Annotated in this window: 21 protein-coding genes and 1 other RNA gene; 16 read left to right on the forward strand and 6 right to left on the reverse strand. The window is 39.6% G+C overall.

Annotated features, from left to right (window positions below):
• Positions 1-26: 26 nt before the first annotated feature.
• The 5 genes from I2E70_RS00670 (at position 27) to whiA (ending at position 3,448) form a co-directional block, all read left to right on the forward strand.
• A complete protein-coding gene (locus tag I2E70_RS00670) occupies positions 27-191 on the forward strand; it encodes a hypothetical protein (RefSeq protein WP_003006512.1) in 165 nt (54 codons plus the stop codon).
• A gap of 18 nt (positions 192-209) precedes the next feature.
• Entirely contained in the window at positions 210-593 is a 384-nt protein-coding gene (locus I2E70_RS00675; RefSeq protein ID WP_003006514.1) for a RidA family protein, read from the forward strand.
• Between the two features lie 76 nt (positions 594-669).
• Positions 670-1,560 carry an RNase adapter RapZ gene (rapZ, locus tag I2E70_RS00680; protein ID WP_155167838.1) on the forward strand — a complete coding sequence of 297 codons (891 nt, stop codon included), beginning with the start codon at positions 670-672 and terminating at the stop codon, positions 1,558-1,560.
• Positions 1,557-2,534: a YvcK family protein gene (locus I2E70_RS00685; RefSeq protein ID WP_195422941.1), complete on the forward strand. Its 978-nt coding sequence runs from the start codon at positions 1,557-1,559 to the stop codon at positions 2,532-2,534. Before rapZ ends, I2E70_RS00685 begins: the two co-directional genes overlap by 4 nt.
• Entirely contained in the window at positions 2,531-3,448 is a 918-nt protein-coding gene (gene whiA, locus I2E70_RS00690; protein WP_155125115.1) for a DNA-binding protein WhiA, read from the forward strand. The genes I2E70_RS00685 and whiA overlap by 4 nt, the downstream gene beginning before the upstream one ends.
• Before the next feature lie 414 nt (positions 3,449-3,862).
• Here whiA and I2E70_RS00695 read toward each other — a convergent pair whose 3' ends face one another.
• Positions 3,863-4,831 (reverse strand): NAD(P)/FAD-dependent oxidoreductase, encoded by a 969-nt coding sequence (locus I2E70_RS00695; RefSeq protein WP_045759270.1) that lies wholly within the window; start codon positions 4,829-4,831, stop codon positions 3,863-3,865.
• A 178-nt stretch (positions 4,832-5,009) separates the two neighbouring features.
• On the opposite strand from I2E70_RS00695, the gene rpsU reads away from it, so the two are divergent.
• The gene (gene rpsU / locus I2E70_RS00700; RefSeq protein ID WP_000048054.1) at positions 5,010-5,186 is read left to right on the forward strand and encodes a 30S ribosomal protein S21; all 177 of its coding nucleotides are present in this window, start codon (positions 5,010-5,012) and stop codon (positions 5,184-5,186) included.
• 100 nt (positions 5,187-5,286) lie between these two features.
• Here rpsU and mscL read toward each other — a convergent pair whose 3' ends face one another.
• Positions 5,287-5,667 (reverse strand): large conductance mechanosensitive channel protein MscL, encoded by a 381-nt coding sequence (gene mscL / locus I2E70_RS00705; protein ID WP_195422943.1) that lies wholly within the window; start codon positions 5,665-5,667, stop codon positions 5,287-5,289.
• Positions 5,668-5,881: 214 nt separating this feature from the next.
• Between mscL and dnaG the strand changes: the two genes are divergently transcribed.
• The 6 genes from dnaG (at position 5,882) to ssrA (ending at position 11,314) form a co-directional block, all read left to right on the forward strand.
• Positions 5,882-7,660 carry a DNA primase gene (gene dnaG / locus I2E70_RS00710; protein WP_195422945.1) on the forward strand — a complete coding sequence of 593 codons (1,779 nt, stop codon included), beginning with the start codon at positions 5,882-5,884 and terminating at the stop codon, positions 7,658-7,660.
• A gap of 2 nt (positions 7,661-7,662) precedes the next feature.
• Complete coding sequence (rpoD, locus tag I2E70_RS00715) at positions 7,663-8,772, forward strand: RNA polymerase sigma factor RpoD (protein ID WP_021152924.1); 1,110 nt, start codon at positions 7,663-7,665, stop codon at positions 8,770-8,772.
• 76 nt (positions 8,773-8,848) lie between these two features.
• Positions 8,849-9,178, forward strand: a complete 330-nt coding sequence (locus I2E70_RS00720) for a metal-sulfur cluster assembly factor (protein ID WP_004220168.1) — start codon at positions 8,849-8,851, stop codon at positions 9,176-9,178.
• Between the two features lie 172 nt (positions 9,179-9,350).
• On the forward strand, positions 9,351-10,058 hold the full coding sequence (locus I2E70_RS00725; RefSeq protein ID WP_024054676.1) for an ABC transporter ATP-binding protein: 708 nt from the start codon (positions 9,351-9,353) through the stop codon (positions 10,056-10,058).
• 9 nt (positions 10,059-10,067) lie between these two features.
• Entirely contained in the window at positions 10,068-10,862 is a 795-nt protein-coding gene (locus I2E70_RS00730; RefSeq protein ID WP_049514914.1) for a hypothetical protein, read from the forward strand.
• Between the two features lie 103 nt (positions 10,863-10,965).
• Positions 10,966-11,314, forward strand: a transfer-messenger RNA (tmRNA) gene (gene ssrA / locus I2E70_RS00735).
• Between the two features lie 154 nt (positions 11,315-11,468).
• On the opposite strand, the gene I2E70_RS00740 is transcribed toward ssrA, so the two are convergent.
• The 4 genes from I2E70_RS00740 to I2E70_RS00755 form a co-directional block, all read right to left on the reverse strand.
• Entirely contained in the window at positions 11,469-12,551 is a 1,083-nt protein-coding gene (locus I2E70_RS00740) for a tyrosine-type recombinase/integrase (RefSeq protein ID WP_195422947.1), read from the reverse strand.
• Between the two features lie 123 nt (positions 12,552-12,674).
• The gene (locus I2E70_RS00745; protein ID WP_195422949.1) at positions 12,675-13,169 is read right to left on the reverse strand and encodes a hypothetical protein; all 495 of its coding nucleotides are present in this window, start codon (positions 13,167-13,169) and stop codon (positions 12,675-12,677) included.
• Between the two features lie 13 nt (positions 13,170-13,182).
• A complete protein-coding gene (locus I2E70_RS00750) occupies positions 13,183-13,563 on the reverse strand; it encodes an ImmA/IrrE family metallo-endopeptidase (protein WP_195422951.1) in 381 nt (126 codons plus the stop codon).
• Between the two features lie 11 nt (positions 13,564-13,574).
• Positions 13,575-13,919 carry a helix-turn-helix domain-containing protein gene (locus I2E70_RS00755; RefSeq protein ID WP_070594942.1) on the reverse strand — a complete coding sequence of 115 codons (345 nt, stop codon included), beginning with the start codon at positions 13,917-13,919 and terminating at the stop codon, positions 13,575-13,577.
• 274 nt (positions 13,920-14,193) lie between these two features.
• Here I2E70_RS00755 and I2E70_RS00760 point away from each other — a divergent pair, with 274 nt between their 5' ends.
• The 4 genes from I2E70_RS00760 (at position 14,194) to I2E70_RS00775 (ending at position 15,714) form a co-directional block, all read left to right on the forward strand.
• Positions 14,194-14,379, forward strand: coding sequence for a helix-turn-helix domain-containing protein (locus I2E70_RS00760; RefSeq protein WP_070594941.1), 186 nt, complete (start codon positions 14,194-14,196; stop codon positions 14,377-14,379).
• Position 14,380: 1 nt separating this feature from the next.
• Positions 14,381-15,127, forward strand: coding sequence for a phage antirepressor (locus I2E70_RS00765; protein WP_195422953.1), 747 nt, complete (start codon positions 14,381-14,383; stop codon positions 15,125-15,127).
• A gap of 15 nt (positions 15,128-15,142) precedes the next feature.
• Positions 15,143-15,445, forward strand: a complete 303-nt coding sequence (locus I2E70_RS00770; RefSeq protein WP_155168001.1) for a MerR family transcriptional regulator — start codon at positions 15,143-15,145, stop codon at positions 15,443-15,445.
• Positions 15,446-15,537: 92 nt separating this feature from the next.
• Positions 15,538-15,714: a hypothetical protein gene (locus I2E70_RS00775; protein WP_155167829.1), complete on the forward strand. Its 177-nt coding sequence runs from the start codon at positions 15,538-15,540 to the stop codon at positions 15,712-15,714.
• The last annotated feature ends 1 nt before the right edge of the window (position 15,715 follow it).

Below are 15,715 nucleotides of genomic sequence, written 5' to 3' on the forward strand. Positions count from 1 at the left end.
TCCAAATAAGAAATGAGGCTTTTTCAGTGGGAGATAAACCAATATCTTTTCGAGATGAAAATGGAAATTTTGTTTCAGCAGCTGATGTTTGGAATGCTGAAAAATTAGAAGAACTCTTTAATACGCTAAATCCTAAGCGCAAGTTGCGCTTACAAAGGGAAAAATTAGCAAAAGAAAACCAGCAGAAGTAAATAGACTTGGAGAATACTATGGCAAAAACAATTCATACAGATAAAGCACCTGCAGCAATTGGACCTTATGTTCAAGGGAAAATCGTAGGCAATCTTCTCTTTGCAAGCGGACAAGTTCCCTTGTCACCTGAAACAGGAGAAATCATTGGCGAAACCATCCAAGAACAAACAGAGCAAGTCTTAAAAAATATTGGGGCTATTTTGGAAGAGGCTGGGACAGACTTCGACCACGTGGTGAAAACCACTTGTTTCTTAAGTGATATGAATGACTTTGTACCTTTTAATGAGGTCTATAAAACAGTCTTTACCACAGAGTTTCCAGCTCGATCTGCTGTTGAAGTAGCACGCCTGCCACGTGATGTGAAGGTTGAAATTGAAGTTATTGCGGAAATCAAGGCCTAATAACCATTCAAAGACAAAAAGACAGAGTGGAAAGCAGGAAACTGTAGGCCACTCTGTTTTATTTTGGGAGGAGAAAATGACAGAAAGTAAGATTCAACTAGTCATGGTAACAGGGATGAGCGGTGCTGGCAAGACCGTCGCTATCCAATCGTTTGAGGATTTGGGTTACTTTACCATCGATAATATGCCACCGGCGCTCTTGCTGAAATTTATTGAGCTCATGCGCCTTAGCCCAGATAACAATAAATTAGCCGTTGTTGTGGACATGCGGAGCCGTTCTTTTTTCAATGAAATTCGCACCATTTTGGATGAATTGGACAACCAAGAAGACCTCGATTTCAAGGTTCTGTTCTTGGATGCTACTGACAGTGAGTTGGTAGCACGATACAAGGAAACACGTCGTAGCCACCCACTAGCAGCAGATGGCCGTGTTTTAGATGGGATTACCCTAGAGCGCGAGCTCTTGTCTCCTTTAAAAAATATCAGTCAAAATGTGGTGGACACGACTGAGTTGACGCCCCGTAATCTGAGAAAAACGATTGCAGAGCAATTTGCCAGTCAAGATAATCAGCCAGATTTTCGGGTTGAGGTCATGTCATTTGGTTTCAAATACGGCCTTCCGATCGATGCTGACCTCGTCTTTGACGTGCGTTTTCTTCCAAATCCCTACTATAAATTGGAGCTTCGGAATTTAACCGGTCAAGATCCAGCTGTCTATGATTATGTCATGGATCACCCTGAATCAGAGGACTTTTACCGTCATCTCCATGACTTAATCGTTCCTATTTTACCGTCTTATAAACGAGAAGGTAAATCCGTTCTCACCATCGCCATGGGCTGTACTGGAGGTCAACACCGTTCAGTAGCCTTTGCAGAGCGCTTAGCGCATGATTTAGAAAAAAATTGGCAGGTCAATTGCAGTCATAGAGACAAGGACAGACGGAAAGAAACGGTGAATCGCTCATGAGAAAACCTAAAGTAACCGTTATTGGAGGAGGGACAGGGATTTCTGTTATTCTCGATAGTCTAAGAAAGAAACCGGTCGAGATCACTGCCATTGTAACTGTTGCAGATGATGGCGGTAGCTCAGGTGAATTGCGGAAGAACATCCAAAAATTGACACCACCTGGGGATCTTCGAAATGTCTTGGTTGCCATGTCAGATATGCCTCGTTTTTATGAGAAAGTCTTTCAATACCGCTTTGCAGACGATGATGGTCCTTTGGCTGGGCACCCTTTGGGAAACTTAATTATTGCAGGGATTTCAGAGATGCAAGGCTCGACCTATAATGCCATGCAGTTGTTGACGAAATTTTTCCATACAACCGGTAAGATCTATCCGTCGAGTGATAGTCCCTTGACCCTTCATGCTGTCTTTCAAGATGGAAAAGAAATAGTAGGAGAAAGCCACATTGCCAACTATACCGGCATGATTGATCATGTTTATGTGACCAATACCTATGATCAAGAGCGTCCAAAGGCTAGTAAGAAAGTGGTGGAAGCGATTCTTGAAAGTGATATGGTCGTCTTGGGTCCTGGTTCGCTCTTTACCTCGATCCTTCCTAATTTGATGATCGATGAGATTGGGAAAGCCATCCTTGAAACCAAAGCCCAAGTAGCCTATGTTTGCAATATCATGACCCAAAGAGGAGAAACCGAACATTTCACAGATAGTGACCACGTGGCCGTGCTCCACAAACATTTGGGAGAAAAGTTCATCGACACCGTCCTTGTCAATATCAATCAGGTTCCCACAGCTTATATGAACAGCAATAAATTTGATGAATACTTGGTCCAGGTAGAGCACGATTTTAAGGGCTTGCGATCGCAAGTGCCTCAAGTGATTTCTTCCGATTTCTTAAAGCTGGTCAACGGGGGAGCTTTTCATGATGGTGAAAAAGTGGTCGAAGAGCTGATGCAGATCGTGCAGGTGAGAAAATGAGTTTTACGGTTCGTGTCAAAGAAGAATTATTGTCTCTCAAGCGATTTGAAAAGAGTGAATTAGCTGCTATTATCAAGATGTCTGGGAGCCTCGGCATATCAATGGGCGGCTTGACGCTCTCGGTAACGACAGAAAATGCCAAGATCGCTCGCCATATCTATGAATTATTGCATCATTTTTATGAGGCCAAATCAGATATTCGCCACCATCAAAAAACCAATTTGAAAAAGAATCGTGTCTACACAGTATTCTTGGATGAAAAGGTAGAAGAAATTTTAGCTGACTTGCATTTGGCAGATGCCTTCTTTGGGATTGAGACAGGCATTGATGCTAGTGTTTTAGAGGATGAAGTAGCCAGTCGTGCTTATCTTCGGGGAGCTTTTCTGTCGAGTGGTTCAATAAAAGATCCTGAAAAAGGGAAGTATCAGCTGGAAATTCATTCTGTTTATACAGACCACGCGGAAGGAATTGCCCTTCTCATGCAAGGATTTTTACTAGACGCCAAAACCATCGAGCGTAAAAAGGGAGTCGTAACCTATTTGCAACGAGCGGAAGATATTATTGATTTTCTCATTGTCGTAGAGGCCATGCAAGCCATGCAGGAATTTGAGTCCATCAAGGTTATGAGAGAGACGCGTAATGACCTCAATCGGGCCAATAATGCCGAGATGGCCAATATCCAGCGCACGGTCACAGCTAGTATGAAAACCATCAATAATATCAGTAAAATTGTGGATACAGTCGGTCTAGGAAGTTTACCAAGTGACCTGCAAGAAGTTGCCTACATTCGAATGAACCATCCAGATTATTCTATCCAGCAGATCGCTGATAGTTTGCAAAAGCCTATTTCAAAAAGCGGCGTCAATCACCGCTTGCGTAAGATCAATAAGATCGCAGACGATTTAGACAAATAAAAAAGGCCAAAGGCCTTTCATAATGAGGATAAAGTCTTTTTAAAAACTTTCCTTAGGTGAGTACGGACGTCAGCGAACTTCATAGAAGTTCCATGACTAAATCAAGATACTAAGGGCGTCTGCGGATCAAGTCAAAATAGGAAGTTTGACGCAGAAACCTTAGGTTCTAGGAAAACTTATCTTTTTGACACAAGCCGCAGCCCGTGTTCAATTCGTATTGAGCTCCTTCGCTCTTTATTTTCTGGGCTCAGGCTAAAACAGTTTCCCAAACTGTTTTACTCTCAAAACTCCCGAGTGCCTGAAACGTATTGTTTCAGGCACTTTTCTCACAGCGGAAAGTTTTTTATTTTCTTGATTCATACTAAAAATAGGAACTCATTTTTACTTCTTTGCAGAATCGATTAACTTATTTTATTATAAACTGGTTGAGTGCGTTGGTTGGACTTTCTTATCTGGATAGATGTAGTTAATGGCATTGTTTACAGCTGTTGGAGCTTCCCCCAGACCTGTAGCGATGAGATCGATCTTTCCTTCATAGAAGCAGCAGTCTCCACAAGCATAAATTCCAGGAAGGCTGGTTTCTTGTTTTTGGTTGACCTTGATTTTATGGCGTTGCAATTCTACACCCCATTCTTTCAAGTTTCCGATTGAAGATTTAAAGCCATAGTTGACAAATAAGTGATCAATCGGGATAAGTTCGGTTTCATCGGATTTGACTTTTGTGATTTCAAGGTGTGTGGCATGACCATTTTCTCCAATCAAGTGGCTAGGAACAAATGGTGTTTTGATGCTGACAGAAGATTGTTTGAGTTCTTCTACGCTATGTTCCAAGGCACGGAAGTTGTCCCGACGGTGAACGATTGTAGTTGGAGCAATCTTGTCAAAAGCAAGAGCCCAGTCCACAGCAGAGTCCCCACCACCAAGGACGGTCACTTGCTGTCCTTCATATTGCTGGATATTTGAAACATGGTAGTGGACATTATCGAAGTCTTCAGCCCCCTCGATATCAAGAGCACGTGGTTTAAAGGCACCGCCACCCATGGCAATGATGACGGCTTTAGACTGATGCACTTGGCGAGAAGTAGTGATAGTGAAGAGGTTACCCTCTTTTTGAATATCCTCTACAGTTTCATTGAGGAAGATCGGTGTATCGAATCGTTTGACTTGCTCGATCAAGCGGTCGCTTAATTCTTCACCTGTTAAATTGGTAAATCCGGGTACATCGAGGATATTTTTTTCTGGATAGAGAATGGCTGGTTGCCCTCCAAGTTGAGGCAAGGAATCAATCAGTTTGACTTTAACTTGGCGCATATTGCCATAAAAAGCAGCAAACAGACCAACTGGTCCGCCCCCAACAATTGTAATATCATAAATTTCTGACATAGTATCTCCTTCAGGGTTTTCTTTGTTTCCATTGTATCATAAAATGGGAAGAATGAAAAAGTTGGAAAAAGAAAAGATATGAAGGCTAGGAGGGCTAGAAAAGTTTCAAAAGATCTTGACAGCGTCCTTAAAGTGTGATAAAATTATTAAGATTTTAGGCTTGAAGGGAGTGAAAAATATGTCAAAAACAGTAGTACGTAAGAATGAATCTCTTGACGATGCTCTTCGTCGTTTCAAACGTGCGGTTACTAAAGCTGGTACTCTTCAAGAAACACGCAAACGTGAATTCTATGAAAAACCTTCTGTAAAACGTAAACGTAAATCAGAAGCAGCTCGTAAACGTAAAAAATTCTAATTGAATACAAGAACAGACTTCGGTCTGTTTTTTGTTTTTTTCATCCGTTAAAGACAAAAAAACCGATCTTCTAGCTAGAAGATCGGATCTTTTTATCTGATTATTTGTTTGCAAGCAAGTCGCGGATTTCAGTAAGCAACTCTTCTTGAGTAGGAGCAGAAGCTTCTTCTTCGACAGCTTCTTCTTTTTTACCAAGGTTTTGAGCTTTTTCAGCAGCTTTCACTACGAAGAAAAGAACAGTACCAACAACAAGGAAGTTGATAACAGCGCTCAAGAAGCTACCGTATGCAACACCGTTCCATGACAAATTAGCAATCTTATCAACACCAGCAGCTTTCATAGCTGGTTTCAAAATAAGTGGAGTGATGATATCGTTAACAAGTGATGTTACGATAGCTCCAAATGCAGCTCCGATAACGACTGCTACAGCAAGGTCAACAATATTCCCACGAAGGAGAAAAGCTTTCAAATCTTTTAACATATCCTAAATATGTCCTTTCATAATAATTTTTACTATGATAGTATAACGGAAAAATATTCGACTGACAAGGAATATGCCTCATTTTTTTAAAATTAGTGATAAAGGTTGAAAATCTTTTCTTTTATGTGTGAAATCGGTAGGAAAAAATTTACTTTTACTAACTTTTAGTATAAAATATAAAGTGATAATCTATGGTAAAATGGAGGCACTGTTTATGGTTGATAAAGAGCTAATTGCAGAAATTAAAAACAGTGTAAACATTGTTGAAGTTATTGGAGAAGTTGTTTCTTTGACCAAGGCTGGCCGTAATTTTTTAGGGCTCTGTCCTTTTCATGGTGAAAAGACTCCTTCTTTTAATGTCGTTGAAGACAAGCAGTTTTACCATTGTTTCGGATGTGGTCGCTCGGGAGATGTCTTTAAGTTTATTGAGGAATACCGTGGAGTGGCTTTTATGGATGCGGTCCAGATCGTAGCAGAAAAAGCGGGTATTGCGCTTCAGTACCAAGCAAGGCCGGCTCAACCAACGTCTATCAATCCCAACCAAGAACTTTATGAGATTCATCAGGAAGCCAGTAAGTTCTACCAGGCGATTCTGATGACGACAAAGATGGGAGAAGAAGCGCGAAATTATCTGCATGAACGTGGATTGACGGATGAGGTCATCCGACATTTTCAATTGGGCTTAGCCCCAGCAGAAGGGAATTATCTCTATCGAAATCTCTCTGAGAAGTTCTCTGAGAAAGTGATTACCGATTCGGGGTTATTCACAATCTCAGATGCTGGAACAGTTTTTGATGCCTTTCAGGATCGGATTATGTTTCCTTTGACGGATGATAGTGGACGTGTCATTGCTTTTTCTGGTAGACTGTGGAAACTAACGGATGATGGCAGTCATCAAGCCAAGTACAAGAATAGTCGAAGTACCCGTCTATTTAATAAGAGTTATGAACTTTATCATTTGGATCAAGCTAAGACGAGCGCCAAAAAGCAACATGAAATGTATATCATGGAAGGCTTTATGGATGTCATTGCGGCTTATCGAGCTGGGATTGAAAATGCAGTCGCCTCTATGGGGACAGCCTTGACACCAGAGCACGTCCAGCACCTGTCTCATTTTACCAAAAAGGTCATTTTGACCTATGATGGGGATAAGGCGGGACTTGAAGCAACCGCTAAGGCCTTGGATGTCTTGCAGGATCTGGAGTTGGAGATCGTCCGTATCCCTGATCAGATGGATCCCGATGAGTACCTCAAAAAGACCTCCCCAGAAGATCTAGCTTCCCTCTTGAAGAATTCGCGGATCAGTAAGGTTGAATTCTTGATGCACTACTGGAAACCCCAGTATATTGAGAACTTACAGGCACAGATTGAGTTTGTCGAGAAGCTGGCACCGATGATCGCCCAGACGCGCTCCATCACAGCGCAAAACACCTATATTTATAAGTTGGCAGATTTATTGCCAGACTTTGATTATTTGCAGATTGAGCAGATTGTCAATAATTGTCGCTTGCATCAACGGCAGGAGGATCAAAGTGGTGGACGATCAAGAACGTCGAATTTTTCAGTCGATCTCCTGCCTAATCGTGGGATGACGCGCTTGATCAAGGCGGAAAATTATTTATTAAGTAGGATGAAAGATTTTCCAATGGTGCTTAATGATTACCGTTTGCGACCTGATTTTGTCTTTGACACACCGGAGTTACAGATCTTGTACCAATTACTCTGTCAAAATGGAGAAGTCACATCTCAGGATTTGTCCGAGCAACCTGAAGGGGTCCAGCACGCCTGGTACCGGATGTTAGAAGAAGATTTGCCAGAAGAGATAGCGGATGGTGAATTAGAAGAAGTGGAAGAAACGCGAAATCGTGAGCTTCTTCGCAAAGAAAGTCAACAAATTGGAAATAAAGTGAAGGAAGCTTCCTCAACAGGGAATGCGGAAAAAGCTTTATTGGAACTCGAGCGTTTGATCGCTCAAAAAAGAAGAATGGAGTAGGAATGGCTAAAGAACAAAAAGATATTACAACATTGGACGTTCAAATTGCAGAGTTTATTCGTAGCCACAAGAAAAGTGGAACTGCAACAGATGATGAAATTAATGACAAGTTGGTTATTCCATTCACACTAGATGCAGATGGAATTGAAGATCTTTTGCAACGGATTCAAGATGCAGGAATTTCGATCACGGATAAAGATGGTAACCCAAGTGCGCGTGTGTTGAACAATGAAGAAGAGCCAGAATTGTCAGATGAGGAATTGCTTGGAAGCAACTCTGCCAAGGTCAACGACCCAGTACGGATGTACTTGAAAGAAATTGGGGTTGTTCCTCTTTTGACCAATGAAGAAGAACAAGAATTGGCTATCCTAGTGGAACAAGGTGATTTGGAAGCTAAGCAACGTCTTGCAGAAGCCAACCTTCGTTTGGTTGTATCCATTGCGAAACGTTACGTTGGTCGTGGAATGCAATTTTTGGATTTGATCCAAGAAGGAAATATGGGCTTGATGAAGGCCGTTGATAAGTTTGACTATACCAAAGGGTTCAAGTTCTCTACCTATGCTACTTGGTGGATTCGTCAGGCTATCACTCGTGCCATTGCAGACCAAGCACGGACCATTCGGATCCCTGTTCACATGGTGGAAACCATTAACAAGTTGGTTCGTGAACAACGCAATCTCTTGCAAGAATTGGGACAAGACCCAACGCCTGAACAAATCGCTGAACGCATGGATATGACGCCTGATAAGGTGCGTGAAATCTTGAAGATTGCCCAAGAGCCTGTTTCTTTGGAAACGCCAATCGGGGAAGAAGACGATAGCCATTTGGGAGATTTCATCGAAGATGAAGTGATTGAAAATCCAGTAGACTACACCACTCGTGTGGTTCTACGTGAACAATTAGATGAAGTCCTCGATACCCTGACAGACCGTGAAGAAAACGTCCTTCGCTTACGTTTCGGTTTGGATGATGGGAAAATGCGGACCTTGGAAGATGTGGGTAAAGTCTTCAACGTGACCCGTGAACGGATCCGTCAGATCGAAGCCAAAGCCCTCCGCAAACTCCGCCACCCAAGCAGAAGCAAACCATTGCGTGATTTTATTGAGGATTAAAAATGTCCGGGGGACCTTTTTAACCCGAGCCAAGCAATTCTATCGAGAGTAACATAACAAAAAAAGGAAGTGTCATATGGCATATACAACTGAGCAAATTGAAGAAATTAAAAATAAAATCTTAAATGCTTTGGAAGAGGTAATCGATCCTGAGCTTGGGATTGACATTGTTAATTTAGGTCTTGTTTACGAGATCCATTTTGATGGTGAAACTGGAGCGACCATTATTGATATGACGCTAACGACCATGGGATGTCCATTAGCGGATCTTCTGACAGATCAGATTCATGATGTTTTAGCAGAAGTAGAAGAAGTGACATCTGTGGATGTGAAGTTGGTCTGGTATCCTGCTTGGACGGTTGAAAAAATGAGCCGCTATGCACGGATTGCACTTGGAATTAGTTAAAAATTCTATTCATCAAAACAAATCAGAGGTTAGGGGCTTCCCTAACCTCTGATTTGTTTACACCTGTATTTTTGAACAACCATTTTCAAATTCTTAGCAAATTTTCAGATAAAGTTGCAATCATCAAGGGGACAGGGTATAATAGCATAAATAGAAAATAAAGGAGATTTACATGAATCAGTATCCTTTGGTCTACTTGGACCATGTGACAAAGAATTATGGGCATGAAGTTGCTCTCATGGATGTTAGTTTGAACATCCAACCTGGCCGTATTATTGGCCTTTTGGGTCCCAATGGTAGTGGGAAAACAACCATCATTAAATTGATTAATGGTTTGTTGCAACCAAGCCTTGGAAATATCTATATTCATGGGCAATTACCATCCCCAGCTTCTAAAAAAGTGGTTTCCTATTTGCCAGATACAACTTATCTGAATGAAAATATGAAAATTATTGATGCTATTAACTATTTCCAAGATTTTTATGCAGATTTTAATGTCCAACGAGCTTACCAATTGCTCAACGATTTGCATTTGCAGCCAAATCAAAAATTGAACAGCCTTTCAAAAGGGAACAAGGAAAAAGTGCAATTGATTTTGGTGATGAGCCGTGAAGCTGACTTGTATGTTCTTGATGAACCAATCGGTGGGGTTGACCCAGCAGCGCGTGATTATATTTTGCGGACCATTATTCAAAACAGACGTCCAAACTCTTCTGTCTTGATTTCTACTCACTTGATTGCGGATATTGAGCAAGTTTTGGATGAGGCCATTTTCATCAACCAAGGAAGAATCCTCTTGCATGAAAATACGACTGTTATGCGCAATCAACACGGAAAATCAATCGATGAGATCTTCCGTGATCAATTCCGTGTTTATTAGGAGGAACCCATGTTTGGTAAATTATTAAAATATGAATTTAAATCGACAGCTAAGTGGTATTTATTGATCACCCTGATCGCACTAGGTTTGTCAGTGATTACAGGTGTTATTGGTGGAAGTGCTACAAACGGTTTTGTGAATATGGAAACCAATAGTATGCAAATCATAACGGGGACTCTTGGGATTCTCATTTTTGGAGGAGTCATTGGTCTTTATCTTAGTAACTACTATATTATTATCCGTCGTTTCTATTCCAACTTATACGGACGCGAAGGTTACTTGACCTGGACCCTTCCAGCTAGCCCGCATGCGATCATTTTATCTAAATTTGTGGGAGCTTTAGTAGCGAGTCTTTACTGCCTATTCCTTCTATTTTTGAGTGGTTTTATCACAATACTTGTGATGGGCGCTGTCATTGGACAAGACCTCTCTCCTGTATTTAGTATTATCGCTGAGGCTTTTAGTCATTCTATTGCTTATTGGATTATCGTTTGGTGGATTTTTACCACAGCCTCAGGGATCTTCCTATTTTATGTATCGATCGCACTTGGCCAACTGTTTCAAAATCGTCGAGGATTTAAGGCTATTCTGTTTTTCTTTCTCTTGTGCATTGTTTTAAGTATCATCGGTACAGCAGTCAATCCTTTTAAAGATTCATATGCTGTCGGGTATGCATTGGTTTATGGAAATATTGATGATTTGGGAGCAAACTTCATTCCAGGTCTCATCTATGAAGTCATTAAGATTGTTTCTATGTACTTCACCATTCACTATATCAGCAAATATAAGTTGAATCTTCAATAAAAACAGTTAATTGAACAAGGAGCTCCCCAGTGGAAGGTTTCTTGTTCAATTTTTTTCTTTTGCATTTTTAGCTAGATTTTGATATACTAAATGTATTCGTTTTGGGGTCGTTACGGATTCGACAGGCATTATGAGGCATATTTTGCAACTCATCTAGCGGATGTAAAACGCCAGTTAAATATAACTGCAAAAAATAATAATTCTTACGCTTTAGCTGCCTAAACACCAGCAGGCGTGACCCGATTCGAATCGCTCGTGTTTGATGACAGGTCTTAATTTCAGCGAGATACGATCTAGCTTGGTCTAGGAGTTAGATAAGAGATTGATAGACTCGCAACTACAGGGCTTGAGTTATGTGTCATGTAGCTGTTAAAAGAAAACATAACCTATGGTTGTAGACAAATATGCTGGCAGGTGTTTGGACGTGGGTTCGACTCCCACCGGCTCCATATATACTTTTTGAAACTTATTAAAACTTCTTAAAACGTTGATAATTCAACGTTTTTTATTTTTATACTTTCTATTCTTTCCCATACCTTTTTGAAATTAACAGACCCAAAAACAGACCCTTTTTTTGAAAAGAGTCTGTCCTGATAGCTGATGGCTTTAAAAATCTATATAATTAGCAAATTTCTCACCAATATCATCTTTGGCCTGCTTTGTGATATGTGTGTACACATTCATGGTTGTCTTCAAATCAGAGTGACCAAGACGATGCTGGACCTGCTTCAATGTCATGCCTGCCTCAAAGCACAAGCTGGCATGTGTATGTCTAAAACCGTGGATCTTGATAGGCCTGACCTCAGTCCCTTTGACAATCTGCAAGAGCCATTTGCGTGGCAGTGAACTTGGTATAGGCTTTCCTTCAGGGCTTTCAAAAATGAAAGTGGTAGTAGGATCCATTTTTCTGTATTCTGAGAGCAGATCAATTGTTCTTTGATCAAGGCTAATCAGTCGGACACTACTCTTGTTTTTAGTAGCCCCCACAGATTCGCCCTCAAAACCTCTTGTAATGGCCTTGTTTATGTTCAGAGTATTATCTATCCAGTCAGTCCATTTGAGAGCCAAAATCTCCCCTTTTCTGGCCCCTGTGAACGCAAGAAGACGGAACATGACTTTCTTTCTCAGATCATCCGTGTCATCCACTAATTTCATGAATGATTTTAATTCATCTTTATCATAAAAATCACTAGAAGAATCACTCTCTTTCTTGACAAGTGTGGTCACGCTATCAACAGGATTGGTTGTAACATAACCATAACGGATGGCATACTTGAAAATGTTATTCATCAGACCTTTCAGCTTGCGCCCATACACTAATTTTCTGGACCATTCATTGATCTGTTCCTGTAGCTGAAGAGGAGTGATAGAAGCTATTTTTTGACTGCCAAAGACAGGATAGATGTGATTTTTGATATTTCTTTCAGTCTTGATGTATGTGCTATCCTGAACAGTGTCAGCATACTCTTTGAGCCATTTCTTTGCAATTTCCTCAACCGTGATTTCTTTCTTTGCTTGCTCCCCGTTCTCTAAATCATCTTGAAGTTGTAAGAGTGCCGCCCGTGCTTTGGCTTTTGTTGGGAAGCCTTGACGCTTTACATACTTATCTTTTCCATTCTCCTTGCCTACATAGATCCTAAATCCGTAGGCCGTTTCACCATTCTTCTTTTTATAAGATTTTATCTCCATTGCGTTTTACCTCATTTCTTGATAAAATGGGCATAAGAAAAAGACCTTTTGAATGGCTTTTCTTATACTGTAATCCTCACACTCAATTTTTGGCGAAGGCGAGTGTGGGGATTTTTTGCTTACTTAATTATTAAATATCTTCATCTTGCCATTATACTCTTGAGCAATTGTTGTTTTATCTGCATCAGAAACTTTAACTATTAATTCTGGGTTATCTTTATTTAGGTTAACTTCATAGCTATTTTCTGCCGCCCATTTTTTAAACAGCTCATTTTTTTGTTTAAGAAATGAATTAGCAAGATAGATTTTACGACTTGCACTTTCAGCACTCCACGATTCTCCAACACGGACAGAAACAGAAGTAGCATTTCCACCTGTAACAAATTCGATTTTATCACCATTGTCCAAGACTTCCGCATTTTCTCGCAGATAAACAGCAAACTCTTCCCCAAGCTTATCCGTCATTTTAAAATTGTTGTTTTTTATAGTAGCAGATTTTTCTGCACTATTTGCGGTTTTTGATTTTGGTTTAGTTAGAGAGCTTATACCGCCAATAACAACCAAAATAATAAATATTATAAACCAAACTTGTTTATAAAAAGGCTTAGTTTTTTTCATTAGATCCTCCTATTTAACTAATTAGTGAATTATACTCGTCTTTAACCATCATTTCATTAGCGATGGTCTTCAGACTGTATTTTTCCATAAAATAAAGATAATTAAAATCCCTAATATCATCCATTAACTTCAATTCTTCTTCAAGCAAATGATGAATCATGCTTCTATCAGCTTGTAATTCGCAAAGTTCCCTATTAAACTCATACTGAACTGGAGTATGTTCTTTATGCCCTAATTCATGAAGAGCTACTTGTTTTTGATCTTCTACTGACAAATTAATGTCTAGGGCTAGAATATTTAGAGCAGGATTGAAAAATCCAGGGCTGTGCCAATTACTTCCATCAAAGTAGCAGAGATTTACGCCTTCTTTGGCACAAAGCTCTTGTACTGTCATATAATGTACCTCTATTTATTTTTTAAATGAGCCTCAAGAACAGCAGTGATGAAATCAATATCTTCTTCAGTCAATGGTTTACCATCAAACAGCATGGATTGAGCCGCAATATCACGCAGATCCAATGGTGCAGAAGCATCACCATTGTTTGCGATATTCGGGTTATTAGTTCTTCCCAATAAGTAGTCTGTAGAGACATTGAAATAATCAGCAACTTTTTCTATTTTGTCACCGCTAGGCATAGAGCTTCCCCATTTCCTTAAACTACCATTGCTGAAATCTAGCTTTCTTTCTAGTTCAGCCATAGTCATCTGATGAGTAGCTGCTAACAACTTGATTCTATCAAGTAGACTCATTTTTTCCTCCTTTTTTTAAAAAAACTTACAAAAAATGTAAAATTTTCTATTTTGTCTATTGACAAGAGGAAAATTTTCTATTATACTATTCTTGTAAGTTAATTTCAAAGCTATAAATAAGTTTTACACATATCAACGTGGTCCGCCAAGACAGTAGATATCAAAACCTATTTAGTAGTGTTCTTTTCTATACCCTAATAGTAGAATATTTTCTATTATTTGTCAATATAAAAGATAATTTTCTTATAAAATTTTCCAAAGAAAGGAGAAAAAAATGCTATATGACAAAATTAAAAAAATAGCAAAAGAAAACAATATTTCTATTTATCGAATAGAAAGAGATCTGGATCTTAGCAATGGAAGCATCAGAAAATGGAATTCGAGCATTCCGCTTTCCCAAACATTGAATAAGGTCGCTAAATATCTTGGTGTCTCAATCAGTGACTTAATGGAGGAATAAAATGAATGAGATTTTTAATTTTAACGGGAAACAGGTCCGAACAATAATTTTAGACAGTGAAGCTTTCTTTGTTGGGAAAGATGTTGCGGATATTTTGGGATATTCAAGAGCAGACAATGCAATAAGAAGCCATGTCGATGATGATGATAAGCTAATGCACCAATTTAGTGCGTCAGGTCAAAATCGAAATATGATAATCATTAATGAATCAGGTTTGTATTCTCTAATATTAGCAAGCAAATTACCACAAGCGAAAGAGTTCAAAAAATGGATTACAAGTGAAGTTCTTCCAGCAATACGGAAACACGGTGGTTACTTGACGGATAGGATGATTGAACAAGCTTTGTTAAATCCTGACACGATTATCAAATTAGCAACAGATCTGAAGCAGGAACGTGAAATAAGTAGCCGTCTGGAAATTGAGTTAGAACAAGCTCAGGAACAGGCACGCTACTTGGATTTAATTATTGAAAGCAAATCCGCTGTGGTTATCACTCAAATAGCTGCTGACTATGGAATGAGCGCCATTAAATTCAATCAACTATTGTATTCTCTAGGCATCCAACACAAAGTTAATAATCAATGGATTTTATACAGAAAATACATGGCCAAAGGATACACGGATAGCAAGACAATTGAAATATCTGGCAGGGTCCGAATGCAGACAGTTTGGACTCAAAAAGGCCGTCTGTTCTTGTATGAACTATTGAAAAAACATGACATTTTGCCATTAATTGAACAGGAATAGAAGGAAGTGATGAAAATGATGCAGTATCCTATTCTGAATCAAATAACTCAAACACATAACGAGAACTACATCAATCAACTCTTTGAAGAACTTGTGTCTCTAAATATAAAAGCAATGGAAGAAGCCAAACGCAGAACAAGTAGACAGATTACATGGGTGTCCATCAAAGAGTTGCAAGCATCTACCGGCTGGGGCAGAACAAAGCTAGAAGAATGGCGCGATCAAGGGAAATTCCAATTTCAACAGTCCGGCAAAGGTGGGAAGTATCTATATAACTTGGAAGATGTTCAACGATTCTGTCGAACACTACAAAAATAAAAAGCACCCTTTGAAAAAGGCGCTTTGAAAGAACTATAACTTAATTATAACACAGGAATTATTTTTAGAAAAGAATACTGGAGGAATTAAAAATGTTACTAGAAATTATTATTGCTTTACTCATCATGGTGATCTTACTTCAAATGATTATCATCAGCGCAATTAGTGAACGATGCAAAGAGTCAAAGCGTGAACTCAAGAAAATGATTGAAGAACAACAACGCATCCAAGAAGCACGGGAAGCAATGCGCTTCGGTTATCGCAGATAGG

It is taken from the genome of Streptococcus parasanguinis (genome assembly GCF_015556095.1).
Lineage (GTDB): Bacteria > Bacillota > Bacilli > Lactobacillales > Streptococcaceae > Streptococcus > Streptococcus parasanguinis_Q.